Genomic DNA, 24,393 nt, shown 5'->3' with positions numbered 1-24,393 from the left:
GTTAGAAGATCATCGGGCGGTCGTCATCGTCGCCGCCCAGATCGAGGTCGACGAGCACCGGAACGTGGTCGCTCGGGGCGTCGCCCTTGCGTTCATTGCGGTGGATGCTGGCATCCGTTACCAGATCGGCGAAGGCGGGCGAGCCGAGGATGAAGTCGATGCGCATGCCCTCGTTGCGCGGAAACCGCAGCTGCTTGTAGTCCCAGTAGGTGAAGCCCTCCGGCACGATCGGGCGCACGACGTCGGTCAGGCCGGCTGCCTGGAAGGCCTCGAACGCCGCGCGTTCCGGCGGCGAAATGTGCGTGGAGAGACCGGGAACCAGTGTCGGGTCGCCGGCGTCTTCGTCGCGGGGCGCGACGTTCCAGTCGCCCATCATGGCCAGCGCGAGCGTGGGATGGGCCTCGAGCTCCGCGACCGCGTGGGCCTCGAGGGCCTTCAGCCAGGCCAGCTTGTAGTCGTAGTGCGGGTCGCCGAGCGCACGCCCGTTCGGCACGTACAGGCTCCACAGGCGCAGGTCGTTCACGGTCACGCCGAGCGCGCGCGCCTCGAGCGGCTGGTCTGGACCGACCGCACCCTTCAGGAAGCCGGGCATATTCGGAAAACTGGTGACGACATCCGTCATCGGCTCGCGGCTGGCAAACGCCACGCCATTCCACTGGCTCAAACCGTGAATGGCGAGGTCGTAGCCGGCGTCCTCGAACACCTGCGAGGGAAACTGCTCGGGCTTGCACTTGATCTCCTGCATGGCGAGAACGTCGATGTCTTCGCGTTCCATCCAGTCGACGATTCGTCCGGAGCGGGCACGAACGGAATTGACGTTCCAGGTGGCGATGCGCATGCCTCCAGCCTATAAGGGCCAGCGTGCCGCCCGGCCAAGCGGATGCCGCCTTCCGCGGTATCGAACGCAGCCGCGACCGTGTTGCGATTGAATGGACACAGATACACGGTTATGGGCGGAAAGGGTATTTTGACGGAGTTGCGGATTGGCTACGCGGCCATGTTGGAGCAGTTTGCACCGGCCGAGGCGGTCGCACTGTCGGCCTACGCGGAGCAGCACGGTTTCACCGGCGTGATGGCGGCCGACCACTTTCAGCCCTGGGTTCCAGCGCAGGGTCAGTCGAGCTTCGTCTGGAGCGTGCTCGCTTCGATCGCCGAGCGCACCACCGGCGACTTCGGACCCGGCGTGACGGCGCCCACCTTTCGCTGGCACCCGGCCATGGTCGCGCAGGCTTCCGCGACGCTGGCCTCGATGCACCCGGGTCGGCATTGGCTGGGACTCGGCAGCGGTGAAGCGCTGAACGAGCACATTGTGGGCGGCTACTGGCCCGAAGCCCCGGAGCGCATCAACCGCATGTTCGAGGCCATCGAGATCATCTCCAAGCTGTTCGCCGGATCCCTGGCCGACAAGGACGTCAAGCACTCCGGGCAATTCTTCAAGCTTGAATCCACCCGGCTGTGGACCATGCCGGACGTTGCCCCGGAGATTCTGGTAGCCACGGCCGGCCCGGTCACCGCCAAACGCGCCGGTCGGCTGGCGGACGGCCTGATCACGGTCGGCGCCCCGCTGGAGAAGATCGCGATGCTGTTCGGCAAGTTCGACGGCGGCGCCCGCGAGGCCGGCAAAGACCCGTCGACCATGCCCAAGGTGCTGCAACTGCACATGAGCTGGGCCGAAACCGACGAAGAGGCCATGACCAATGCCCTGCACGAGTGGCCGAACGGCGGCATGAAGTTTCCGAAGAGCGATATTCGATCGCCGTTCGAGTTCGAGCAGCTGGCCAAAATGGTGCGTCCGGAGGACTTCGAGGGCCGCATGGTCATCTCGGCCGACCCCGACGAGCACCGCAAATACATCCAGAAATTCGTCGACCTCGGCTTCGATCGCATCTACCTGCACAACGTCGGCCGCAACCAGAAGCAGTGGATCGACGTCTTCGGCGCATCCGTTCTGCCGAAGCTGGTGCGCTGATGCCGCACGACGCCTGGCCCGACGCGGCCGCGGCGGAAGTGGGGGCAATGGAACTGTTCGGCCTGAAGGTGTTCACCCTCGGTGGGTTTGGTGAGATCACGGCCGGTGACGACCTCGCCGCCCTAATCGCGGAGGCCGCACGGTCCCGCCTGATTGATGGCGATATTGTGGCGGTGACCAGCAAGATCGTTTCGAAGGCCGAGGGGCGGGCTGTGCCAGCGGCCGACCGCGAACAGGCGATCACCGACGAGACCGTGCGGATCGTGGCCTCACGCGCCTACCCGGGTGGAGTCACCCGCATCGTCGAGAACCGGCAGGGACTCGTGATGGCGGCGGCCGGCGTCGACACCAGCAACGCGCCCGCGGGCGTCGTGCTGCTGCTGCCGGTCGATCCGGATGCCTCCGCTCGCGCGCTCTGCACAGCCCTTCGCGAGCGCACCGGCCTGCGGCTCGGCGTGCTGATCACCGATACTGCCGGGCGCCCGTGGCGCGAGGGCCAGACCGACATCGCCATCGGTGCGGCGGGGCTTGCGGTACTCGACGACCTGCGCGGCACAACGGATGTCTCGGGTCGCCGCCTCGACGTCACCGTCGCGGCGGTCGCCGACGAGATCGCCGGAGCCGCCGATCTGGTCAAGGGCAAGACCAGCGGCAACCCGGTCGCCGTGCTGCGCGGACTCGGCCGGCTCGTCGGCGACCTCGATGCCGTCGGCGCCCGGGCGTTACAGCGCCCGAGCGACACCGACATGTTTAGGCTCGGCACCGCCGAGGCCCGCGCCGAAGGGTATCGCGAGGGGTTCGCCGCCGGGTTGGCTGCAGCAGCCGAGAAAAGCTAGATCGAGATCGTGAGGTTCTGGATCAGGCCGGTCTCGGCGGCGAGCTCGAAGCGGTAGCTGAGGTCGACGCTGCGGCCGGGAAAGTTGCCCTCGATGCGGTTGATGACGGTCGTTGCCGCCTCGTCCTTCTCGGTGCGCAGCAGGGTGGTCGTGTATTCGAACTCGGCGGCGCTGCCGGCCAGCCAGGCCGTGATGGCCGGCTCGCCGGTGTACGTCTTGCCGTCGTCGACGACGACAGCGTTTTCGACAAAGGTCGCTCGAGCGGAGGTGGGCTTGGCGCTCGCGCTGCGCTCCAGATAGGTGACGATCGCCAGGGGAAGCGCGCGAGCCTGTGCGGTGAGCGACTGTGACAGGGGACCTCCGGGGCCGTTCATTCGAACGTACGGATGTTGGCTACTCGGCCCCTGAGGCTACCGCGTGCCGGGTTGCGCGGGTTTGCCGGCGGAGCGCTGATAGCGTGTTTACCGTGGATCAGACTCGGTGGGTGGTGGTCGTCCCGGTGAAGGGAACCTCCGGGGCGAAGAGCCGCCTCGGGGCCGGGGCCGGACGGGCGGCGCTCGCCGATGCGTTCGCGTTGGACACGGTAGCGGCGCTGGTGGCGGCATCCGCTGTGGAGCGCGTGTTCGTGGTGACCGCGAGTGCACGGCTCGGCGTGGCGCTGGCCGCACTCGGCGCGGTCATCGTGCCGGAGGCGCCGGGCCCGGACGCGGGGCAGGACCGATTGAACGCCGCGATCGAGCAGGGTGCCGAGGCGGCCCGGTTCGCGTGCCCCGACGCGAATCTGGCCGTTGTGACCGGAGATCTGCCGGCCCTGCACGTGGCCGATGTAGAAACGGCGTTCGCGCTCGCGGCCACGCACCCGCTCTCGATGGTGGCCGATGCGGAAGGCGTGGGAACAACGACGCTGCTCGCGCGGGCCGGCTACAGGTTCACTCCGCGGTTCGGTCTCGGCTCCCGCGCCGCGCACGAGGGCGACGGGCACGTCGTGCTGGACTTGCCGCCGAGCTCGTCGCTGCGACGCGACGTCGACACCGCAGCCGACCTCGACACCGCCCGGGCGCTGGGGCTCGGGCCGCACACGAGCGAACTGGTCTAGCTCCTGGCTCCGGGCCACAGCGTCAGGGCGGCGGCCGCCATCGCGGTCGTGGCGGGCAGGTCGGTCATCCACAGCGGCACAGCGGCCGAGCGGATGCCGGCGGCCGCGAGAGCGGGCAGGGCCACGGCATCCGTTTCGTCGATGAGCCAGCCGTCGAGGATGCCGCCCCGGCTGCGGGCACCGTAGTGAAGCCCGACCGCGAGTGCACTGGTCTCGACCCCGATCGTGCGGAGGCAGGCGTCGGCCATTCCGCGCACCGCCGCGCCGCCGACAATCGGAGAGACTCCGACCACGCGGGCCGCGGTCGACCGCAGCGCAGCACGTATGCCCGGAACGGCCAGGATCGTGCCGACCGACACGACCGGATTCGATGGCGGCAGCACGACGAGGTCGGCCTCGGTGATGGCTTCGAGCACCCCCGGCGCGGCGACCGCGTCAGCGAGTCCCCGCTGCTCGAACCCGGTGATCGGCACCTTCGCCCGGTAGCGAACCCACCATTCTTCGAAGTGGATATAGTCGCCCACGGAGTGCTCATCTATATTCTCGGCGAGGCATACGTGGGTTTCCACGGGCTGATCACTCATCGGCAGCAGCCGCACCCCGGGCTGCCAGCGGCGGCAGAGAAATTCCGTCGCCTCAGAGAGCGTAGAACCGCTGCGCAGCAGATCGGTGCGCACGATGTGGGTGGCCAGATCGAGATCGCCGAGGGTGAACCAGGACCAGCCGCGACCGTAGGCCGCGATCTCGGCGGAGGTCCTCCGGGTCTCGTCGGGGCGGCCCCAGCCCTGCTCCGCGTTGATGCCGTCACCGAGCGTGTACATGACCGTGTCAAGGTCGGGGCAGATGCGCAGCCCGTCCAGCCACATGTCGTCGCCCGTGTTCACAATCACCGTCACGGTGGCGTCGGGAGCTTCCACCGCGAGCTGCGCCAACATGCCGCGGGTGAAGCGGGCACCGCCGACACCGCCGGCCAGAACGGTTACGCGCTTCAGGCTCGTCATGCCGCCGCCGCTCATGCCGCCGCCGCTCATGCCGACACCGAAGCAGCCGCATAGACGATGACCGGATGACCGCCGCGAGGATGCTCGAGAATGTAGCAGTCCACGCCGTAGGCGGCGCCGATGATCTCGGGGGTGAGCACCGCAGCGGGCGTGCCGGAGGCTACCAGCAGGCCGCCATCGAGCAGCAGGATGTGGTCGCAGTAGGCCGCGGCGAGGTTGAGATCGTGCAGGGCCATGATCGCCGTCACGCCCAGCTCGCGCACCTGCCCGAGCAACGATAGCTGGGCACTCACGTCGAGGTGGTTGGTCGGTTCGTCGAGCAGAAGCAGGCTCGGTTGCTGCGCCATGGCCCGGGCGATCTGCACGCGCTGCTGCTGCCCACCGCTCAGAGCGTGCCACGACCGATCGGCTAGAGTTCCCGCGCCGACCAGTTCGAGGGCGTCCAGAGCGACAGTGCGATCCTCCGCGCCGCTGAACGAGCCCATGAGTTTGGTGCGGTGGGGAATGCGCCCCAGCAGCACAACCTCGAGCACGGTCAATTCCACACTCGGGGCGGCGTTCTGCTCGAGCAGCGCGATCCGCCGGGCCGCCTCGCGCCGCGGAAGGGAGCCGATGGCGACGTCGTCGAGGGAGGCGGTGCCGGCATCCGCTGTGTCGATACCCGCGATCAGGCGAAGCAGGGTGGACTTGCCGGCGCCGTTCGGCCCGAGCAGGCCGGTGACGCTGCCGGTGGGCAGTGACGCCGAAACGTCCCGCAAAATGCTGGTGCCGTCGATGCTGAACGACAACCGATCGAGTTCTACGCCCACAGCTTCGACTTCTTTCTCTTGATCAGCAAAATGAACACCGGTACGCCGATGAACGCGGTGATGATGCCCACCGGCAGCTCGCGCGGGTCGAACACGGTGCGCGCGAGGGTATCGGCGATCACCAGGAACAGCGCCCCGCAGACCGCGACGAGCGGGAGCAGGCGGCGGTGACCCGGGCCGCTGATGCCGCGCACCAGGTGCGGCAGAATGAGCCCGACGAACCCGATGGACCCGCTCACGGCCACCATGGCCCCGGTGAGCAGAGCGACCGAACCGAGCAGGGCCCAGCGGGTGCGATTGACGTTGATGCCGAGGCTGGCCGCCGACGTGTCACCGAAGGCGAACGCGTCGAGCCGGGTCGCCGACAGGACAATGCCGGTGCCCACGACCAAAACGGCTGTCGCCGCGATCATTACGCTCTGCCAGGTGGCACCGGCCACCGAGCCGAGCAGCCAGTTGAGGATCTCGCGGTAGGAGTCGCCCTTGGCCGCCCAGAAGATGATGAACGAGGTGAGGGCACCGGCGAGCTGGGCGATGGCCAGGCCGGCAAGCACGGCCCGCACCGGGGTGATCGTTCCGCCGACCTTGGCGATGCTGAGCGTCGCCATTAGGGCCAGCAATGCCCCGGCAAACGCTGCGGCCGGCAGGGCAAATCCGATGCCGAGAATGACCACGCACACCGCTCCGACGGATGCCCCGCTCGACAACCCGAGCAGGTACGGGTCGGCGAGGGGGTTGCGCGTCACGCTCTGCATCACCGCGCCGCTCAGGGCGAGGCCCGCGCCGACCAGCGCGGCCGTGAGCACCCGGGGGAGCCGCAGCTGCCAGACGATCGAGTCGATGAGTAGCGGTACCGGCTCGACGGGCAGACCGAGGTGCGCGCCGATGCTGCCCGCCACCTGGGCGAGGCTCACCGCTGCCGGCCCGATGGTCACGGCGACCGCGCACCCGAGCACGAGCAGAGCGGCTGCCGCGACCAGCCACCCGAGGTACTTACTGCGGGTCACTCGTCGAGCGCGGCTAGCTGCGAGATCGTGGACGCCGTCGCTTCGACGTTGCGGATGCCGGCCTCGGTCGCGGCGAACGGCAGGATGATGTAGCGCTGGTTCTTGACGGCGTCGAGCACCTGCGTGGCCGGGTCGGACTCCAGGTGGGCGATCTTCGACGCGGCGGTGTTCCAGGTGGCGTCGACGAGCACGATGACGCTCGGGTTGGCCTCGATGATCGATTCCCAGCCCGCCGAGGTCCAGGTGTCGCTCACGTCGGCGAAGATGTTGGTGAGCCCGGCGGCGTCCATGATCATCTCGGGTGAGCCGATACCGGCACCGACATAGGGGGTCGTGGTTCCGCTTGAGTACCACAAGGCCGTGGTGTCGGTCGCGGTCGGCTTGAGGGCGGCGAGGTCGGACTGCAGGCCGCTGACCAGCTTGGCTGCGGCATCCGTTGCGCCGAAGATGGCACCGGCCTCGTCGATTTCGGCGAAAACCGTGTCGAAGGTGAGCGGGTTCGGCATGGAGTCGCCCTTGCAGGCGGCCGGCGAGACGTAGGTTCCCACGCCGAGAGCCTCGAGGGCGGGGCGCTCGCCCACGCCGTCGGCGCTGAAGTTGGATTCCCACCCGCCGTAGATGAAGTCGGGGTTCAGGCCAAGCACCGCCTCCTGTCCGGGCAGAAAGTCGCTGATCACGTTGAGGTCGGCGCCGGCTGCCGCGAGCGAATCAGGTAGGGGGCCGTCGAGAAAGGCTGAGCCGACGATGCGGTCGCCGAGTCCAAGGGCGAGCAGCAGTTCGGTGGCCGAGGACTTGATCGACACGATCCGTTCGGGGGCGGCTGCGACGGTGACGCTGGTGCCGCAGTTGTCAGCCGTGATGGGGTAGCCCGCGCGGGCAGCTGTTGACGAAGCGGGGGACGATCCCGGAGTGGCGGCGGGCGTCGCCGTGGCGGCGCATCCGCTGAGCAGCAGGGCGGCGTTGATGCCGACGCCGATGAACAGAAAACGGGAACGACGGAGCATGCGGGACCTCACAAAATTTGGGCGCGGGAAACTGGACTGTCCAGCGACCTGCTGCCCAAATCGAGGCAAGCTCAACCAATAAAATCTAATCGGTGGTAGTGAACACCGTATCAGGGGCGCAGAAAAAACAGGGCATAGGCTGAACAGGCTGAGTAACTCGACGAGGGAGAGCGCATGTTGAAGCTGGGACTGAAGGCGTCGGCGGAGCAGTTCGCACCGCGAGAATTGGTCGAACTCGGTGTCATGGCCGAGGAACACGGGCTCGACAGCGTGACCGTGAGCGACCACTTTCAGCCCTGGCGGCACGAGGGCGGGCACGCGCCGTACGCCATGGCCTGGATGGCCGCGGTCGGCGAGCGCACGAAGCGGGTGCAGATCGGCACGTCGGTGATGACCCCCACCTTTCGCTACAACCCGGCCGTGATCGCCCAGGCCTTCGCCACCATGGGTTGCCTGTACCCCGGGCGCATCATGCTCGGCGTCGGAACCGGCGAAGCCCTCAATGAGATCGCCACCGGTTACCAGGGTGAGTGGCCCGAGTTCAAGGAGCGCTTCGCCCGCCTGCGCGAGGCCGTCGACCTCATGCGCCAGCTCTGGACGGGCGAACGAACCGACTTCGAGGGGGAGTACTACAACACGGTCGGTGCGACCCTGTACGACGTTCCGGATGCCCCGGTGCCGGTCTACATCGCGGCCGGCGGCCCCGTCGTGGCCCGTTACGCCGGCCGCGCCGGCGACGGCTTCATCTGCACCTCAGGCAAGGGCATGGAGCTCTACACCGACAAGCTGCTGCCGGCCGTGGCTGAGGGCCTCGAGAAGGTCGGGCGCCCGCAGGACGACATTGATCGCATGATCGAGATCAAGATCTCCTACGACACCGACCGGGACACCGCGCTCGAGAACACCAGGTTCTGGGCGCCACTGTCCCTCACTCCCGAGCAGAAGCACTCCATCCAAGACCCGATGGAGATGGAAGCCGCCGCCGACGCCCTGCCGATCGAACAGGTCGCCAAGCGCTGGATCGTGGCGTCCGACCCCGATGAGGCCGTCGCCCTGATCAAGCCCTACCTCGACGCGGGCCTCAACCACCTGGTCTTCCATGCCCCCGGCCATGACCAGAAGCGCTTCCTCGACCTGTTCGAGCGCGACCTGGCCCCCCGGCTGCGCCAGCTGGGCTGATCCGCGCACTGGCCGAAGCCCGCTACGCCCAGCGCGCCCCGACCTCGTGCACGGCCGAATCAAGCGGATGCGCCGCCGCGGCCAGGGCCTCGGCCACCGGCCGAATATCGTCGGGCAGGGCCCCGGCGGTCACGCGAATGAACGCGGGACCGCCGGTGCTGGAAAGGTACGGGGTTGCGAGAAACGGCGAGCCGCCGGCCACCCGAATGCCGGAGGCGGCCAGGCGCACCATGGCGTCCCGTTCGTTTTGCACCGGCAGCCAGGTGTTGATACCGTCGGCCTGCATCACGTCGAGGCCGAACTCGCCCAGGGCATCGGCGAGGGCACGCTGCCGGGCGAAGTAGATGCGCCGGGCCTCGCTGATCTGCGCCATGCTCTCGCCGTTGGTGAGCAGGTCGTGCAAAATTGTCTGCAGCATGCGGCTGGTCCACCCCGGGCCGAGCATCCTGCGGGACACGATCGGGTCGATCAATGCGGCCGGACCGCCGAGGGCGGCCATGCGGAGGTCGGGGCCGTGCGACTTCGAAAAGCTGCGCACGTGCAGGGTTCGTTCGGGTAGCCAGACGCCGAGACTCACGTCGGGGGCGATGCTGATCTCGGCGGAGTGGTCGTCTTCGATCACGATGGTGTCGGCGCTGGCCGCCGTTGTGCGCAGCAGGTGGGCGAGTTCCTCGGCCCGCTGCACGGTCATCGACGCGCCGGTGGGATTGTGCGCGCGCGGCTGCAGGAGCACGACGGCCGGACCGAGCTTGAGGGCTTCGGCGAAGTCGGCCGGAATGATGCCGTGCTCGTCGACGGCCACCGGCAGCCGTTCCAGGCCGAGCTGGTCGAGCAGGTCGAAGAACGGCGGGAACGATGGGTTCTCCACGATCACCCGGTCGCCGAAGCGAGCGACCGCATCGAGGCTGCGCGAGATGGCGTCGAGGGCACCGTCGACGATGGTGATCGTCTCCACCGGGTACGGCCACGAAGTCCGCAGTACCTCGAGCAGCTCCGGAATAATGGGCAGATCCTGATAGCTCGGCGTTTCCGCGCGCTGCGCTACCCGGGAGAGCGCCGGCCCCAGCGCCGGCAACAACCGCGGGTCTGGCGTGCCGCGGGAGAGGTCGAGGCGGGCCGGACCGACCGCGCCGATCATGGACTGGCTGCGGGCCGGCAACCACCTGGGCGCGGCATCCTGAACGAAGGTGCCGCCGCGACCACGCGACACGATCAGGCCGACCGCGGAGAGCGCCTGCCAAGCGTGGCTGACGGTCGCGGGGCTCACGCCGAGCTCGCCGGCCAGCAGTCGCACGGTGGGCAGGCGGTCGCCCGGTGCGAGGCGACCGGAGGCGATCAGTCGCCCGATGGCCGCGGCGATCCCCGCGGGGGTGCGCTGCTCAATTTCGTCGATAAAGTTCTGCATTGCCCTTGCCCCTGGGTGCGTTGGCCGACAGGATGATTAATGCGTGCGATACACAGAGAAACACATTTGAAATGTTTACGTCAAATAATAACAATACGAACAGCGCGGTTCGTTACGGTCATTGGCTAACGAAGCAAGTGGAAGGCACAGCATGAGTAACGGCACCACCTCCGACACCAGAAACATCGTTCGAACGGCGATCACTCAGGCCACCTGGACCGGTGATGAAGAATCCATGATTCAGAAGCACGAGGGATTCGTGCGCACCGCGGCCGCCCAGGGCGTTCAGGTGATCTGCTTTCAGGAACTGTTTCACGGCCCCTACTTCGGCATCGTGCAGGACGCCAAATACTACGACTACGCTCAGCCCGTTCCCGGCCCCATCGTCGAGCGGTTTCAAAAGCTTGCGAGCGAGTACAACATGGTCATCGTCGTTCCGATGTACGAAGAAGAACAGCCCGGCGTGCTCTACAACACCGCCGCGGTCATCGATGCCGACGGAACCTATCTCGGCAAGTACCGCAAGCACCACATTCCGCACCTGCCCCAGTTCTGGGAAAAATTTTACTTTCGCCCCGGCAACACCGACTACCCGGTTTTCGACACCAGGTACGGCAAGATCGGCGTCTATATTTGCTACGACCGCCACTTTCCGGAGGGCTGGCGCGCGCTCGGCCTGAACGGCGCCGAGATCGTGTTCAATCCCTCGGCGACCAAGCCGGGGCTGTCCAACCGGCTGTGGGAGCTCGAGCAGCCAGCCGCCGCGGTCGCCAACCAGTACTACGTCGGCGCGAACAACCGCATCGGCAACGAAGAGGCCGAGTTTGGCGACGAGGCCGTGACGTTTTACGGCAGCTCGTACTTCGTTGATCCCAAGGGCAACTACGTGGGCGAGCGGGCCTCGACCGACACCGAGGAGATCGTCGTGCGTGACCTCGACCTCGGCGTCATTCGCGAGGTGCGCCGCGACTGGCAGTTCTACCGCGACCGTCGCCCCGACTCCTACGAGCCCCTCGTCGCCCCTTAAAGCGCACGGCGCAGTTAAATCAGCACTGCGGATGCTGCCGACGGACCCGGTCGGCAGAATCCGCTATCCCTGACACTTTTGAGCGAAGAGGATGCCATGAAGACTTTGATCAAGAACGGCACCGTGGTCAATGCCACGGGCCGAGGACTCGCCGATGTGCTGATCGACGGGGAGAAAATCGCTGCCGTGCTCGCGCCCGGCTCGAACCTGCTCGGCTTCGATGTGGCGGGCAATGTCGACCGCGTCATCGACGCCGGCGGCAAGTACGTCATTCCCGGCGGCATCGACGCCCACACCCACATGGAGATGCCGTTCGGCGGCACCCAGGCCAGCGACACCTTCGAAACCGGAACCCGCGCCGCCGCCTGGGGCGGCACCACGAGCATCGTCGACTTCGTCGTGCAGTACGCCGGCGAGGACGTGCTCGAGCGCTACGCCGCCTGGCAGCAGAAGGCTGCCGGCCAGTGCGCCATCGACTACGGCTTTCATCAGATCCTCAGTGACGTGCAAGACAGCTCACTCACCGCGATGGACGAACTCGTCGACGAGGGCGTCTCGAGCTTCAAACTGTTCATGGCTTACAAGGGCGTGTTCCTCAGCGACGACGGTCAGATTGTCAAGGCCATGCAGCGCGCGGCCACCAACGGCAGCATGATCATGATGCACGCCGAAAACGGCAGCGTCATCGACCTGCTCGTCCAGCAGGCCGTCGCCGCCGGCAACACCAGCCCGCTGTACCACGGCCTCACCCGGCCCTGGCAGGCCGAAGAAGAAGCCACGCACCGGGCGATCATGCTCGCCAACCTCACCGGTGCCCCTCTCTATATAGTGCACGTGTCTGCCAAGCAAGCCGTAGACCAGATCGCTCAGGCCAGGGACAACGGCCAGAACGTCTTCGGCGAAACCTGCCCGCAATACCTGTACCTCTCGCTCGAGGACAATCTCGGTGCTCCCGGGTTTGAGGGCGCGAAATGGGTGTGCTCGACGCCGCTGCGCGCCAAGGCCGAGGGTCACCAGCACCACATGTGGCAGAGCCTCGCCACGAACGACATCCAGATGGTCTCCACCGACCACTGCCCGTTCTGCATGAAGGGTCAGAAGGACATGGGCCTGACCGACTTCTCTAAAATTCCCAACGGCATCGGCTCGGTCGAACACCGCATGGACCTGATCTACCAGGGCGTGGTCGACGGCAAAATCTCACTCGAACGCTGGGTCGAGGTCTGCTCCACCACCCCGGCGCGCATGTTCGGCATGTACGGCCAGAAGGGCGTGATTCAGCCCGGCGCTGACGGCGATGTGGTCATCTACGACCCGAACGGGCACACCTCGATTGGTGTCGATAAGACTCACCATATGAACATGGACTACTCCGCCTGGGAGGGCTACGAGATCGACGGCCACGTCGACACCGTCATCTCCCGCGGCAAGGTCGTCGTCGACGACTTCGCCTACCTCGGCACCAAGGGTGACGGCCGCTACATCAAGCGTGGCCTGAGCCAGTATCTGATTTAAGGGGGAAGACATGGATTTCGGAGCAGTACTACAGACCAACCCGCCGTCGGCGCGCACCGTGCAACTGGCCAAACTAGCCGAGGCACACGGGTACAGCCACGTCTGGACCTTCGACTCGCATCTGCTCTGGCAGGAACCCTATGTGATCTACAGCCGTATCCTGGCCGAGACTAGCAAGATCATCGTCGGCCCCATGGTCACCAACCCGGCGACTCGTGACTGGACGGTCACGGCATCCACTTATGCAACTCTCAACGAGATGTACGGCAACCGCACCATCTGCGGCATCGGGCGCGGCGACTCGGCCGTGCGCACCACCAACGGCGCGCCGACCACGCTGAAGACCCTGCGTGAGTCGATCCATGTCATTCGGGAGCTTGCCAACTCCCGCCCGGTCGAATACAACGGCGCCACGGTGCAGTTTCCGTGGAGCCGCGGATCGAGCCTGGAGGTCTGGGTCGCCGCCTATGGTCCGCTCGCGCTCAAACTCGCCGGCGAGGTCGGCGACGGCTTCATTCTGCAGATGGCCGACCTCGACGTCGCCCAGTGGATGATCGAGAGCGTGCGCACCGCAGCCTCCAACGCCGGGCGCGACCCGATGGCGATCAAGTTCTGCGTCGCCGCCCCCGCCTATGTCGGTTCGGACTGGGAACACATGCGCAACCAGTGCCGCTGGTTTGGCGGAATGGTCGGCAACCACGTGGCCGACATCGTGGCCAAGTACGGCACCGATTCCAACGTTCCTGCGGCCCTCACCGACTACATCAAAAACCGTGAGGGCTACGACTACAACCAGCACGGCAAGGCGGGCAACGAGCACGCCGCGTTCGTGCCCGACGAGATCGTCGACCGATTCTGCCTGCTCGGCACCGCGAAAGACCACATCGAGAAGCTCGAGGCACTCAAAGACCTCGGCGTCGACCAGTTCGCCAGCTATCTGCAGCACGACAACAAGGAAGAAACGATGCGCGTCTACGGCGAAACCGTGATTCCGGCCATGACCGATTCCATCATGGCCACAAAATAGCCAAGCGGATGCCGGCCACCAGCGAGCAGACCGCCCCGCTCACACGCGGCGCGCTTGGAGTACCTAAGCTGCGCGTACCCCGCCGCCGGGCGGTCGTGCACCCGCGCCTGCGCGGGAGCCTGTTCGGCCTGGCCGGACTCGCGCTGCTCGCCCTGATCTGGGAGCTCTACAAGACCTTCGGCCCGGCTGACGGCGTGATCCTCGGCGGCGTCACGGTCCTGCCGCGTACGAGCGATCTCGCCATGCCCCACCTCTGGGTGATGTTCGAGCGAGTCCTCGATCCGGTGACCGGCGCGGCATCCGCTCTGCCGCTGTGGCAGGCGGTGCTGCACGGGTCGCTGTTCACCCTCGGCATCGCGGCCGTTGGCTGGTTGGTCGGCGTGGCCGTCGGCCTGGCGCTCGCGCTGCTCATGCAGCGGTTTCGGCTGGCCGAGTCGGCGATTTTGCCGTGGATCATTTTGAGCCAGACCGTGCCACTGATCGCGATCGCCCCGCTGGTTCGGCGCTGGGGCGCGCAGATCCAGTTCGGCGAGTTCACCTGGGAGAGCTGGATGTCGGTGGCCCTGATCGCCTCCTACCTCGCGTTCTTTCCGGTGTCGATCGGCGCCCTGCGCGGCCTCGGCTCGCCCGACGCCAATCACGTCGACCTCATGCACTGCTACGCGGCGGGCTGGTGGAAGACCCTCTGGCGACTGCGCCTGCCGGCCAGCGTCGGCTATCTGCTGCCGGCCCTGCGCCTGGCCGCGGTCAGCGCGGTCATCGGCAGTGTCGTCGCGGAGGTGTCGATCGGGCTGCGCGGCGGTATCGGCCGACTCATCGTGGAATACGCCGGTGCGGCCGGCAACGACCCAGGAAAGCCCTGGGCACCCATCTTCGGATCGATCCTGGTCGGCCTGGTCGCCGCAGGTTTTGTGGGTCTGATCGGCCTGTTCCTTCGTCGTTTTCGCAGGGGAGAGGCCACGATATGACCAACAGCGGTATGACCGACATGACTACGCCTGCTATTAATGTGCCGGCTGTTGACATACGTGGCGTCAGCCGCATTTTCGCCGCCCGCAAGGGCCCGGGCGTCACCGCCCTCGACGACGTGAGCCTCACGGTCGCGCCCGGCGAATTCGTTTCCCTGATCGGGCCGAGCGGATGCGGCAAGAGCACGTTGCTGAGGCTCGTCGCCGACCTCGACGTGCCCACGAGCGGCAGCATCGAGGTGTTCGGCAAGCCGGCGCGGCAGGCCCGCGTCGACCAGGACTACGGTATTGCCTTTCAGCAGGCCGGCCTACTGCCCTGGCGCACCGTGGCCGGTAATATCGAGCTGCCGCTCGAGTTGCATGGAGTGGGCCGGGCGGCCCGGCGTCAGCGTGCGGCCGAACTGATCGCCCTGGTCGGGCTGTCCGACTTCGCGAGTCACTATCCCGACCAGCTCTCCGGCGGTATGCAGCAGCGCGTCGCGATCGCCCGCTCGCTCGCCGAAAGCCCGAGTCTGCTGCTCATGGACGAACCGTTCGGCGCCCTCGACGAGATGACCCGCGAGCGCATGCAGAACGAACTCGTGCGCATCTGCGCCGAGACGAAAGCGGCCGTCGTGTTTGTCACGCACTCCATTCCCGAGGCGGTGTTCCTGTCCAATCGGGTGGTGGTCATGTCGCCGCGCCCCGGACGCATCCGCTCGATTGTCAGTGTCGGGCTCGGCGACATGGCTGGCCGGGGTGAAGACCTGCGCGAAGACGAGGGCTTCTTTCACTCGCTCAGCGAGGTACGCGAGCTGCTGCACGGCGACGAGCCTGCTCCGACCGGTGCCCGCGGAGTCGAGACCCGATGAGAACGACCCAGCCGCGCCGTGCCCACAACACCGTGCTTCAGACCGTGCTCGCCCCGATCGTGTTCGGGGTGGCCGTGATTCTGCTGTGGCAGGGCCTCGTCACCGGGCTGGCCATTAAGGCGTTCATTCTGCCCGCGCCGTTCGCCATCGGCGCCGAATTCGCCGCAAACCTGCCGAACGTGGCAGACGGCATGCTCATCACCGGCCGCAATTCCCTGATCGGGCTGCTGATCGGGGCCGTCCTCGGCATCCTCCTGGCCATCATCTCAGCGCTCACGCGCGTGTTCGACGAGATGGCAGCGCCGGTCGTCGCCGCACTCTCGGTGGTGCCGATCGTGGCGCTCGCCCCGGTGCTGTACACGATGTTCGGCGCCGGGGCCGAGACCGCAAGGCAGCTTGTCGCGGCGCTCGCCGTGTTCGTGCCGGTCTACTTCAACACCCTCAAGGGGCTGCGTCAGGTGCGACCGGTGCACCGCGACCTGATGCGCGCCTATGCGGCATCGAGCTGGCAGGCGACGCGGGTGGTCACCCTGCCGACCGCGCTGCCCTTCGTCTTCACCGGACTGCGCATTGCCTCGTCGCTCGCCGTGATCAGCGCCCTCATCGCCGAATACTTCGGCGGACCGGTCGGCGGCCTCGGCAAGTCGATCACCTCGGCCGCGTCGAGCAGCAACTATGGGCTGGCCTGGGCCTATGTGCTCGGCTCGATCATTCTCGGACTCCTCTTTTATTGCGCAGCTCTCGCCGTGGAGAAGCTCGTGACCCGTCGATCCGGCGGCTAATCGATTACCCCAGAACCAACCACAGCACCAGCAATCTAGGAGGCAGTCATGAAACATCGCATCAAATGGCTTGGCACACTCGGTTCACTCGCGGCAGTCGGTGCCCTGGTGCCCTGGTGCTCAGCGGATGCAGCGGCCCCACCACGCCCAGTTCGAGTGAGGAGAGTGGCGACCTCACCCCGATCACCCTCCAATTGCAGTGGTTCGCGCAGGCCCAGTTCGCCGGCTACTACGCCGCCCTCGATCAGGGCTATTACGAGGATGAAGGCCTGGACGTGACCATCGACGAGGGTGGCGCCGACATCGTTCCGCAAGACGTGCTCGCCGCCGGCGACGCCGACTACGCCATCTCCTGGGTGCCCAAGGTGCTCGGTTCGATCGAGCAGGGCGCCAATATCACCGATGTGGCTCAAATCTTTGAGCGCAGTGCCACCACCCAGATCTCCTTCAAGGACAAGAACATCACCACGGCGGCCGACCTCACGGGCAAGAACGTCGGCAGCTGGGGCTACGGCAACGAGTGGGAACTCTTCGCCGGCATGCAGAAGAGCGACGTCGAGCTCGGCGACATCAACCTCATTCAGCAGGCCTTCGACATGACCGGGTTCCTGGCCGGCGACATCGACGCGGCCCAGGCCATGACCTACAACGAGTACGCCCAGGTTCTGGAAACCGTGAACCCCGACACCGGCGAGCTCTTTCAGCCCGACGAACTCAACGTGATCGACTGGAACGACGAGGGCACCGCGATGCTCCAGGACTCCATCTGGGCCAACGCCGACAAGCTTGAGAGCGACGCGGACTACGCCGACAACACGGTGAAATTCATCAAGGCATCGATCAAGGGCTGGATCTACGCCGCCAACAACCCGGCAGAGGCCGCCGGTATCGTCACGGCAGCCGGATCGACCCTCGGTGAGAGCCATCAGCTGTGGATGACCAACGAGGTCAGCAAACTGATCTTCCCGTCGACCGCTGGCGTGGGAATGATCGACGACGCGGCCTGGGCCAACACCGTCGACATCGCCCTGAATACCAAGAACGAGACCGGCGCCACCATCATCACGGCCGAGCCGCCCGCCACGGCGTACTCGAACGAGTACGTGACGAAAGCACTCGACGAGCTGAAAGCCGAGGGCGTCGACGTGATGGGCACCGATTGGACGCCCACCGAGGTCACCCTCAACGAGGGCGGCAACTAACACTGCCCGAATTACTGCACAACGGCCGGGCGGCGCGAGTCGCCCGGCCTCCAGAAATTTACCGTTACAACCACCACCACCACCACCACCACCACATAGAAAGCCAGCGATATCCGTGACTGATACCAGTACACACACCGTTTCCCCCGTATCCATCGACTCGGCGCCGAGTCTCAATGCGCGCACCAGCGAACTCGATCGAGCCCACGTGTTCCATTCCTGGTCGGCGCAGGCGGCGCTGAAGCCGCTCGTCATCGCCGGCGGGCTCGGCTGCCGCGTCTGGGACCACGATGGTCGCAGCTATCTTGACTTTTCGAGTCAGTTGGTCAACGTGAATATCGGCCACCAGCATCCGTCTGTCGTGAAAGCCATCACCGAGCAGGCCGCTCTGCTGACCACCATTGCGCCGTCGACGGCGAACCTGGCCCGCGGCGAAGCAGCCCAGCGCATCACCGATCGCGCCCCGGCCGGGTTCAACAAGGTCTTCTTCACCAACGGGGGAGCGGATGCGAATGAAAACGCCATGCGCATGGCCCGCCTGCACACGGGTCGCGACAAGGTGCTCTCCCTCTATAAGTCGTATCACGGCAACACCGGGGCGGCCGTGGTCGCCACCGGCGACTGGCGCCGCATTCCCAACGAGTACGCGCGCGGCCACGTGCACTTCTTCGGACCGTTCCTCTACCGCAGCGAATTCTGGGCGAGCAGCGAAGAGGAGGAATGCGCCCGCGCGCTGCACCACCTCGAACGTGTCATCCAGGGCGAGGGCGTGGCCTCGGTTGCCGCTATTCTGCTCGAGTCGATTCCCGGCACCGCCGGAATCATGATGCCGCCGGTCGGCTACCTGCCCGGGGTACGCGCGCTCTGCGACAAGTACGGCATCATGCTGATCCTCGACGAGGTCATGTGCGGCTTCGGGCGCACGGGCCACTGGTTCGCTTTTCAGGCCTATGACGTCGTGCCCGACCTGATCACCTTCGCCAAGGGCGTCAACTCCGGCTATGTACCGACCGGCGGCGTGATCATCTCCGATGCCATCGCGGCAACCTTCGACGAGACGGTCTTTCCCGGCGGACTCACCTACAGCGGGCATCCGCTCGCCATGGCGTCGATCGTCGGTGCGCTCGACGCGATGGAGGCCGAGGGAATCGTCGAGAACGCGGCCCGCATCGGCAGCGACGTGCTCGAGCCTGGGCTGAAAGCCCTGCAGGCCAAGCACCCGATTATTGGCGAGGTGCGCGGGGTCGGCGTGTTCTGGGCGCTCGAACTCGTCGCCGACCCGGCAACTCGCGAGCCGGTGAGCGGCGCCGTCATGGCCCGCGTGAAAGCCGAGCTGCTCGGGCGCGGCCTGCTGCCTTTCCTTATGGAGAACCGCATCCACGTCGTGCCGCCCTGCGTCGTCACCGACGGTGAAGTTGCCGAGGCGCTCGCCATCTACGACGAGGTGCTCAGCCTCGACCTGCTTTCCTAACCGAATTCAACCCTGAAGGACGTTTCACCATGACCGACACCCCCACCATTCAGCACTACATCGACGGCGCAGCTGCCGCCGGCACCTCCACCCGCACCGCGCCGGTTTACAACCCGGCCACCGGTAAAGTCGCCAAGAACGTATTGCTCGCGAGCACGGCCGACCTCGACGCTGCCGTCGCGGTCGCCCAGGCCGCCTACCCGGCCTGGCGCGACATGAGCCAGGCTCGCCGCCAGACCATCATGTTCAATTTCCGCGAACTGCTGAACGCGCGAAAGGGCGACCTGGCCGAAATTCTCACGGCCGAACACGGCAAGGTCACCTCCGATGCGCTCGGTGAGATCATTCGCGGCCTCGAGGTCGTCGAATTCGCGCTCGGCATGCCGCACCTCTCCAAGGGTGAATACTCCGAGAACGTCTCGACCGGCGTCGACGTCTACACGCTGCGCCAGCCGCTCGGCGTGGTCGGCATTATCAGCCCGTTCAACTTTCCGGCGATGGTGCCGCTCTGGTACTTCCCGATCGCCATCGCGGCCGGTAACACCGTCGTGCTCAAGCCGAGTGAGAAAGACCCCAGTGCGTCGAACTGGCTGGCCGAGCTGTTCACCGAGGCCGGCCTGCCCGCCGGTGTGCTCAACGTCGTGCACGGCGACAAGGAAGCCGTCGACGCACTGCTCGTGCACCCCGACGTGCAGGCGATCTCCTTCGTCGGCTCCACCCCGATCGCCCGCTACATCTATGAGCAGGCCGCCAAGCACGGCAAGCGCGTGCAGTCCCTCGGTGGCGCCAAAAACCACATGCTCGTGCTGCCGGATGCCGACCTCGACCTGGCAGCGGATGCCGGCGTCAACGCCGGGTTCGGATCCGCCGGTGAGCGCTGCATGGCCATCAGCGTCATTGTGGCCGTCGAGCCCGTCGCCGATGAGCTCATCGCGAAGATCGCCGAGCGCGTCAAGGGCCTCACGGTCGGTGACGGCACGCGCGGCTGCGACATGGGCCCGCTGATCACCAAGGTGCACCGCGACAAGGTTGCCGGCTACATCGACATCGCCACGGCGGACGGTGCCGACGTCGTCATCGACGGTCGCGACATCGAGGTTGATGGAGACGCCGACGGCTTCTGGCTCGGCCCGACCCTGTTCGACAAGGTCAGCGTGGACTCGGCCGTGTACCTCGACGAGATCTTCGGACCGGTCCTGTCGATCGTGCGCGTCGCCAGCTACCAGGAGGGCCTCGACCTCATCAACGCGAGCCAGTACGGCAACGGCACCGCGATCTTCACCAACGACGGCGGGGCCGCTCGTCGGTTCCAGAACGAGGTGCAGGTCGGCATGGTCGGCATCAACGTGCCGATTCCGGTTCCGGTGGCGTACCACTCCTTCGGCGGCTGGAAGAACTCACTGTTCGGCGACGCGAAGGCCTACGGCCCCGCCGGAGTCAACTTCTTCACGAGAGAGAAGGCGGTAACGAGCCGCTGGCTCGACCCGAGCCACGGCGGCATCAACCTCGGCTTCCCCCAGAACCACTAGTTCCTCCCCGCGAGAGCGCAAAAAGTGCCCGATTGGAACCTCCAATCGGGCACTTTTTGCGCTCTCGGCGGCCTAGTGGGCGGTGTGGGACTGCTGCACCCTCGCGGCTTCGGATTGCAGGGCTTCTATTACGGTGCGCACGGCCAGGCGCTCGGCCCGGTCGGGGCGCATGAGGGCCACGATTTGGCGCTCGGATTCGATTCCGCGCAGGGGCTTCAGCACGAGGCGGCCGGGCTGGCCGCCGCCGGAGGTGTAACGCGGCACCAGCGCGATGCCGAGCCCGGCGATCACGAACGATTCGATCAGGGCGAGGTCGGCGAACCGCTGCGACATCGACAGCCGCGCGCCCGCCTCCTGCTCGATCGCGTGCAGAATGCGCTCGAACGGGTAGCCGTCGGTCACGCCGATCCAGGTCTCGCCGATCAGGTCGCTCGGACGCACCCAGGCGCGATCTTCAAGCGGATGCCCCACCGGCAGCCCCACATCCAGCGGCTCGGTCATCAGCGGCACCACTTTCAGGCCGCGGCCGGCCCAGGAAAGCTGCCCACTCATCGAGTGGGCCAGCACGATGTCGTACTCTGCCGTGAACGCGGGAAAGTCGCTCAGTTCGGGGTCTTCATCGGCGCAATTGAGCACGAGGCCTGGCCTCAGGTGCTTGATCACGCCGGGCAGCAGCATCTGGCCGGCGGTGGGAAAGGTGACGAGGCTGACTTCGCCGGTGGCGAGGTTCCGAAATTCGTCCCAGAGGGCGGTCGCCTTCGCGAGTGACACCGCGACATCCGTTGCGCTGCGGGCGAGGGCACGGCCGGCGTCGGTAAGCACGAGGCCGCGACCCTGACGCTGGGTGAGCGGCAGACCGGCTTCGCGTTCGAGCACCTTGAGCTGTTGGGAGACCGCCGAGGGGGTGCGGTGGGTGGCCAGGGCGACCGCTGTGACGCTGCCGCGGTCGGCGAGTTCGCGGAGTAGTTCGAGTCGTTGCACGTCCATGTAGTTAGCCTAAACAGTTCATGCAACATAAAGCGATTGTGCTGCACGGTTGCTGGTGGTCTACTAAAAGAGTCATACACGAGCAATGTCGCCTCCGTGCCGGGCCACTCCATCTCCTCTGAAAGGCACCTCGTGTTCATCCTCATCGCACTCCTGTCCGTTGCCGTTGTCTCCATCGCCGCCCTCGTCGTTGAGGTTCGCCGCGATGGCTACCGTCAGATCGAGCGTCGCAATCTCGTGCGCGCCTTCTAACTCCCACCGCCTCGTCTCTTCACTTACCGCTCTCGCGTGAGGTTGAGGGGTTGGCGCGAGCATCCGCCCCTCGCAGGGCCGATTTCGAAACCGAGCCATCTGCGTCCTCACTGGCTGCGCTTGTGCACTCCTTCATGGGGATCGGCGGTGGCAGGGTCACCTGCTCCTCGCTCAAAACTCGCAACCCCGCACGAAACCCCGCCCCGCCTTGTCTCTTGGGGGCTGTGAGCCATGCTCTAAACTGGCGAGCGTGACTGATACGCGGCAGAAACTCATCGACTTCATCTCGGCCGAGGCCGTTTTTCACGGCGACTTCGTTCTCACGAGCGGCAAGAAGGCTACGTACTACGTGGACATGCGCCGGGTGAGCCTTGACCATCGGGTCGCCCCGCTCATCGGGCAGGTCATGCTCGACCTGATTCAGGACGTTCCCGACGTCGTCGCCGTCGGCGGCATGACCATGGGCGCCGACCCGATCGCCGCCGCCGTCATGCACCAGGGCGTGGCCCGTGGCGCCAACTACGACGCGTTCGTCGTGCGCAAGGAGCCGAAGGACCACGGACGGGGCCGCCAGGTCGAAGGCCCCGAACTCGCCGGCAAGCGCGTGATCGTGCTCGAAGACACCTCGACGACCGGGGGGTCGCCCCTCGCCGCCATCGAAGCCCTGCTCAAGATCGGTGCCGAGATCGCTGGCGTCGCCGTGGTGGTCGACCGCAACACCGGTGCCCGTGAAGTGATCGAAGCCGCCGGCTACTCCTATTTCGCTGCGATCTCCCTTGAGGACCTGGGGCTGAACTAGTGGCGCCAGACGACGACGAGCTCGGAATCGACTGGCTCGCGTCGCAGCTCGGCAAGCCCGTCGGCGCGTCGGGTGCGGAATCCGGTGCCGATTCGCTGGCGGCGTCCGATGCTGACGATGCGGATGCCGCCGCTCCCATTGTTCCGGTCGCGCCAGTTTCGGATGCGCTCGGGCGAAGAGGCCACCGCGCCGCTGAGGCACAGGCCGAACCGGTTGCCGCCGTCGAGCCGGCGCCCGTCGCCCCCGAAGTCCCCGCAGCGACCGTCGACCTGCCCAGTTCTGAAACGGATGCTGGTCCGCAGGGCCCGGCGGCGAGCATCCGCTCTCAGTCCGGTGAGGACGTCGGCGATCAGCCGACCGAGCTGCTGACTGCACCGGGCACGTTCGGTGCCACCGAGTCTGAGGCCAGCGGTGCTGCGGCCGCCACGACCGTCATCGCCGGCACCGCGACCCCGATCGCGGCGCCGACAGCTACCGAGCCGCCGAGCCGCCACCGCTCCCGGCGGGGTACCGGCGGTGCCCGCCAGGCCGGCCTGGTCTGGACCGCCGTCGGACTGCTCGCGGCCATCGTTCTCGCTGGACTGTTCTATCTGGGCCAACGGCTCGTTGCGAGCCCGGTTCCGGTGGCGGCGCCCACTCAATCCGCTTCGTCCACACCGACACCAACTCCCACGCCGACTCCGACGCCGGAGATTACCGCGGTACAGCCGGCCGGCGTGCACGAGTGGAACACCCTGTTCGGCGGGGAATGCCTCGAACCCTACGTCTCGCCGTGGGAAGAAGACTTCACGGTCGTCGATTGCGCAGCTTCGCATACGGGGCAGCTGGTGTTCCGCGGCGACTTCGGCGGCGACGCGACCACGGCCTTTCCAGGCGAAGCCGCACTGGCCGCGCAGATCAATCTGCTGTGCACGAGCCCCGGAATTCTGGACCTGAACGCCGCCGGCGCCTACCCGAACCTGCAGATGCAGGGCAGCTATCCGATCACCGAAGACCAGTGGACCGACGGTCCACGCAACTTCTACTGCTTCGCCAGCCGGGCCTCGGCTGAGCCGATCAGCATGAGCATCATGGGAGCCGGCCCCGGCGTCTAGATTAGCGCGGCGCGGAGCGTGGCTACGAGCGGATGCCGTACACGTCGGCACGGTGCGCGATGCGGAGTACGTTGACGATTCGGGTCTCTTCGTCGATTCTGACGAGAACGCGATAGGCAATGCCGACGTAGCCGCTGCGCATGTCGGCGAGTTCGGCGCCGAGCGGCTTGGTCACTCGCAACGGGTTATCCGCCAGGGGGCCGTCGCAGAATCGGAGTACAGCATCGGCCAGCTTGGGCGGTAGTCGACCGAGGGCGCGCACGGCGGGGCCGGTCAGCCGCACATCGAAGGGCCCGGGGGCGGTCACTATCGGCGTGCCAGCTGGGCGCGCACTTCGTCAAGGCTGAGAGTGCGGCCTGCCGCGATGTCGGCTTCCGCTTCGTCGACTTCGGTGTGGTGATGGGGGTCGGCCAGCCAGCTCAGCGTTTCTGTGAGCGACTCGAAGTCATCCGGCGACAGCAGAATGGCAGCCGGTTTGCCGTGGCGTGTGATGACGACAGCGTCATGGGTTGCTTCGACGCTTTCGACGAGCGCAGAGAGTTTGTCTTTCGCTTCACTGACCGACACGGTTTGCATGCTCACA

General features: G+C 66.5%; 25 protein-coding genes. 15 read left to right on the top strand and 10 right to left on the bottom strand.

Going from position 1 to position 24,393, the window contains the following annotated elements; all coding sequences use genetic code 11:
* Position 1: 1 nt before the first annotated feature.
* Positions 2 to 838, bottom strand: coding sequence for an exodeoxyribonuclease III (locus E3T46_RS02395; RefSeq protein WP_092447921.1), 837 nt, complete (start codon positions 836 to 838; stop codon positions 2 to 4).
* Between the two features lie 111 nt (positions 839 to 949).
* On the opposite strand from E3T46_RS02395, the gene E3T46_RS02390 reads away from it, so the two are divergent.
* Together E3T46_RS02390 and E3T46_RS02385 are read left to right on the top strand one after the other, a co-directional pair.
* Positions 950 to 1,969: a TIGR03557 family F420-dependent LLM class oxidoreductase gene (locus E3T46_RS02390; RefSeq protein ID WP_134577320.1), complete on the top strand. Its 1,020-nt coding sequence runs from the start codon at positions 950 to 952 to the stop codon at positions 1,967 to 1,969.
* 47 nt (positions 1,970 to 2,016) lie between these two features.
* A complete protein-coding gene (locus E3T46_RS02385) occupies positions 2,017 to 2,805 on the top strand; it encodes a coenzyme F420-0:L-glutamate ligase (protein ID WP_134577433.1) in 789 nt (262 codons plus the stop codon).
* Here E3T46_RS02385 and E3T46_RS02380 read toward each other — a convergent pair.
* Positions 2,802 to 3,179, bottom strand: coding sequence for a DUF5110 domain-containing protein (locus tag E3T46_RS02380; protein ID WP_134442294.1), 378 nt, complete (start codon positions 3,177 to 3,179; stop codon positions 2,802 to 2,804). The two genes, E3T46_RS02385 and E3T46_RS02380, sit on opposite strands and share 4 nt — an antisense overlap.
* 92 nt (positions 3,180 to 3,271) lie before the next feature.
* Here E3T46_RS02380 and cofC point away from each other — a divergent pair, with 92 nt between their 5' ends.
* Positions 3,272 to 3,901 carry a 2-phospho-L-lactate guanylyltransferase gene (gene cofC, locus E3T46_RS02375; RefSeq protein WP_174845366.1) on the top strand — a complete coding sequence of 210 codons (630 nt, stop codon included), beginning with the start codon at positions 3,272 to 3,274 and terminating at the stop codon, positions 3,899 to 3,901.
* Here the strand turns inward: cofC and cofD are convergent.
* The 4 genes from cofD to E3T46_RS02355 are packed head-to-tail and all read right to left on the bottom strand — an operon-like array spanning position 3,898 to position 7,722.
* Positions 3,898 to 4,932, bottom strand: coding sequence for a 2-phospho-L-lactate transferase (cofD, locus tag E3T46_RS02370; RefSeq protein ID WP_241980413.1), 1,035 nt, complete (start codon positions 4,930 to 4,932; stop codon positions 3,898 to 3,900). The two genes, cofC and cofD, sit on opposite strands and share 4 nt — an antisense overlap.
* Entirely contained in the window at positions 4,929 to 5,711 is a 783-nt protein-coding gene (locus tag E3T46_RS02365; RefSeq protein ID WP_134577318.1) for an ABC transporter ATP-binding protein, read from the bottom strand. Before E3T46_RS02365 ends, cofD begins: the two co-directional genes overlap by 4 nt.
* Positions 5,702 to 6,718, bottom strand: coding sequence for a putative F420-0 ABC transporter permease subunit (locus tag E3T46_RS02360; protein ID WP_134442289.1), 1,017 nt, complete (start codon positions 6,716 to 6,718; stop codon positions 5,702 to 5,704). The genes E3T46_RS02365 and E3T46_RS02360 overlap by 10 nt, the downstream gene beginning before the upstream one ends.
* Positions 6,715 to 7,722, bottom strand: coding sequence for a putative F420-0 ABC transporter substrate-binding protein (locus E3T46_RS02355; RefSeq protein WP_134577317.1), 1,008 nt, complete (start codon positions 7,720 to 7,722; stop codon positions 6,715 to 6,717). Before E3T46_RS02355 ends, E3T46_RS02360 begins: the two co-directional genes overlap by 4 nt.
* Before the next feature lie 174 nt (positions 7,723 to 7,896).
* On the opposite strand from E3T46_RS02355, the gene fgd reads away from it, so the two are divergent.
* Positions 7,897 to 8,901: a glucose-6-phosphate dehydrogenase (coenzyme-F420) gene (gene fgd / locus E3T46_RS02350; protein ID WP_134577316.1), complete on the top strand. Its 1,005-nt coding sequence runs from the start codon at positions 7,897 to 7,899 to the stop codon at positions 8,899 to 8,901.
* A gap of 22 nt (positions 8,902 to 8,923) precedes the next feature.
* Here fgd and E3T46_RS02345 read toward each other — a convergent pair whose 3' ends face one another.
* Complete coding sequence (locus E3T46_RS02345; RefSeq protein WP_134577315.1) at positions 8,924 to 10,306, bottom strand: aminotransferase class I/II-fold pyridoxal phosphate-dependent enzyme; 1,383 nt, start codon at positions 10,304 to 10,306, stop codon at positions 8,924 to 8,926.
* Positions 10,307 to 10,457: 151 nt separating this feature from the next.
* Between E3T46_RS02345 and E3T46_RS02340 the strand changes: the two genes are divergently transcribed.
* The 9 genes from E3T46_RS02340 (at position 10,458) to E3T46_RS02300 (ending at position 20,678) form a co-directional block, all read left to right on the top strand.
* Positions 10,458 to 11,333: a nitrilase-related carbon-nitrogen hydrolase gene (locus tag E3T46_RS02340; protein WP_134473374.1), complete on the top strand. Its 876-nt coding sequence runs from the start codon at positions 10,458 to 10,460 to the stop codon at positions 11,331 to 11,333.
* A 96-nt stretch (positions 11,334 to 11,429) separates the two neighbouring features.
* Positions 11,430 to 12,848, top strand: a complete 1,419-nt coding sequence (hydA, locus tag E3T46_RS02335) for a dihydropyrimidinase (RefSeq protein WP_134577314.1) — start codon at positions 11,430 to 11,432, stop codon at positions 12,846 to 12,848.
* Between the two features lie 10 nt (positions 12,849 to 12,858).
* Positions 12,859 to 13,875, top strand: coding sequence for a TIGR03842 family LLM class F420-dependent oxidoreductase (locus E3T46_RS02330; protein WP_134473372.1), 1,017 nt, complete (start codon positions 12,859 to 12,861; stop codon positions 13,873 to 13,875).
* Positions 13,876 to 13,883: 8 nt separating this feature from the next.
* Complete coding sequence (locus tag E3T46_RS02325; RefSeq protein WP_134442219.1) at positions 13,884 to 14,843, top strand: ABC transporter permease subunit; 960 nt, start codon at positions 13,884 to 13,886, stop codon at positions 14,841 to 14,843.
* Positions 14,840 to 15,694 (top strand): ABC transporter ATP-binding protein, encoded by an 855-nt coding sequence (locus tag E3T46_RS02320; protein WP_134442217.1) that lies wholly within the window; start codon positions 14,840 to 14,842, stop codon positions 15,692 to 15,694. Before E3T46_RS02325 ends, E3T46_RS02320 begins: the two co-directional genes overlap by 4 nt.
* Positions 15,691 to 16,476 carry an ABC transporter permease gene (locus tag E3T46_RS02315; RefSeq protein WP_134577313.1) on the top strand — a complete coding sequence of 262 codons (786 nt, stop codon included), beginning with the start codon at positions 15,691 to 15,693 and terminating at the stop codon, positions 16,474 to 16,476. Before E3T46_RS02320 ends, E3T46_RS02315 begins: the two co-directional genes overlap by 4 nt.
* 65 nt (positions 16,477 to 16,541) lie before the next feature.
* Entirely contained in the window at positions 16,542 to 17,678 is a 1,137-nt protein-coding gene (locus E3T46_RS02310; RefSeq protein ID WP_134577312.1) for an ABC transporter substrate-binding protein, read from the top strand.
* Positions 17,679 to 17,832: 154 nt separating this feature from the next.
* The gene (locus tag E3T46_RS02305) at positions 17,833 to 19,149 is read left to right on the top strand and encodes an aspartate aminotransferase family protein (protein ID WP_134577431.1); all 1,317 of its coding nucleotides are present in this window, start codon (positions 17,833 to 17,835) and stop codon (positions 19,147 to 19,149) included.
* A gap of 29 nt (positions 19,150 to 19,178) precedes the next feature.
* Positions 19,179 to 20,678 (top strand): CoA-acylating methylmalonate-semialdehyde dehydrogenase, encoded by a 1,500-nt coding sequence (locus E3T46_RS02300; protein ID WP_134442212.1) that lies wholly within the window; start codon positions 19,179 to 19,181, stop codon positions 20,676 to 20,678.
* Positions 20,679 to 20,750: 72 nt separating this feature from the next.
* On the opposite strand, the gene E3T46_RS02295 is transcribed toward E3T46_RS02300, so the two are convergent.
* Positions 20,751 to 21,665, bottom strand: a complete 915-nt coding sequence (locus E3T46_RS02295) for a LysR family transcriptional regulator (RefSeq protein WP_092447907.1) — start codon at positions 21,663 to 21,665, stop codon at positions 20,751 to 20,753.
* A 502-nt stretch (positions 21,666 to 22,167) separates the two neighbouring features.
* Here E3T46_RS02295 and pyrE point away from each other — a divergent pair.
* Entirely contained in the window at positions 22,168 to 22,716 is a 549-nt protein-coding gene (gene pyrE, locus E3T46_RS02290) for an orotate phosphoribosyltransferase (protein ID WP_134442208.1), read from the top strand.
* Positions 22,716 to 23,810 (top strand): hypothetical protein, encoded by a 1,095-nt coding sequence (locus tag E3T46_RS02285; protein ID WP_134577311.1) that lies wholly within the window; start codon positions 22,716 to 22,718, stop codon positions 23,808 to 23,810. Before pyrE ends, E3T46_RS02285 begins: the two co-directional genes overlap by 1 nt.
* A gap of 22 nt (positions 23,811 to 23,832) precedes the next feature.
* Here the strand turns inward: E3T46_RS02285 and E3T46_RS02280 are convergent, their stop codons facing one another.
* Positions 23,833 to 24,117: a type II toxin-antitoxin system RelE/ParE family toxin gene (locus tag E3T46_RS02280; protein ID WP_198419095.1), complete on the bottom strand. Its 285-nt coding sequence runs from the start codon at positions 24,115 to 24,117 to the stop codon at positions 23,833 to 23,835.
* Positions 24,117 to 24,386, bottom strand: coding sequence for a type II toxin-antitoxin system Phd/YefM family antitoxin (locus E3T46_RS02275; RefSeq protein ID WP_134577310.1), 270 nt, complete (start codon positions 24,384 to 24,386; stop codon positions 24,117 to 24,119). The genes E3T46_RS02280 and E3T46_RS02275 overlap by 1 nt, the downstream gene beginning before the upstream one ends.
* Positions 24,387 to 24,393 lie beyond the last annotated feature (7 nt).

This window comes from Cryobacterium sp. Hh11 (genome assembly GCF_004404045.1).
Lineage (GTDB): Bacteria > Actinomycetota > Actinomycetes > Actinomycetales > Microbacteriaceae > Cryobacterium > Cryobacterium levicorallinum.
Note: the sequence above shows the minus strand (reverse complement) of the source record. Positions and strands in the feature narration are given on the sequence as shown.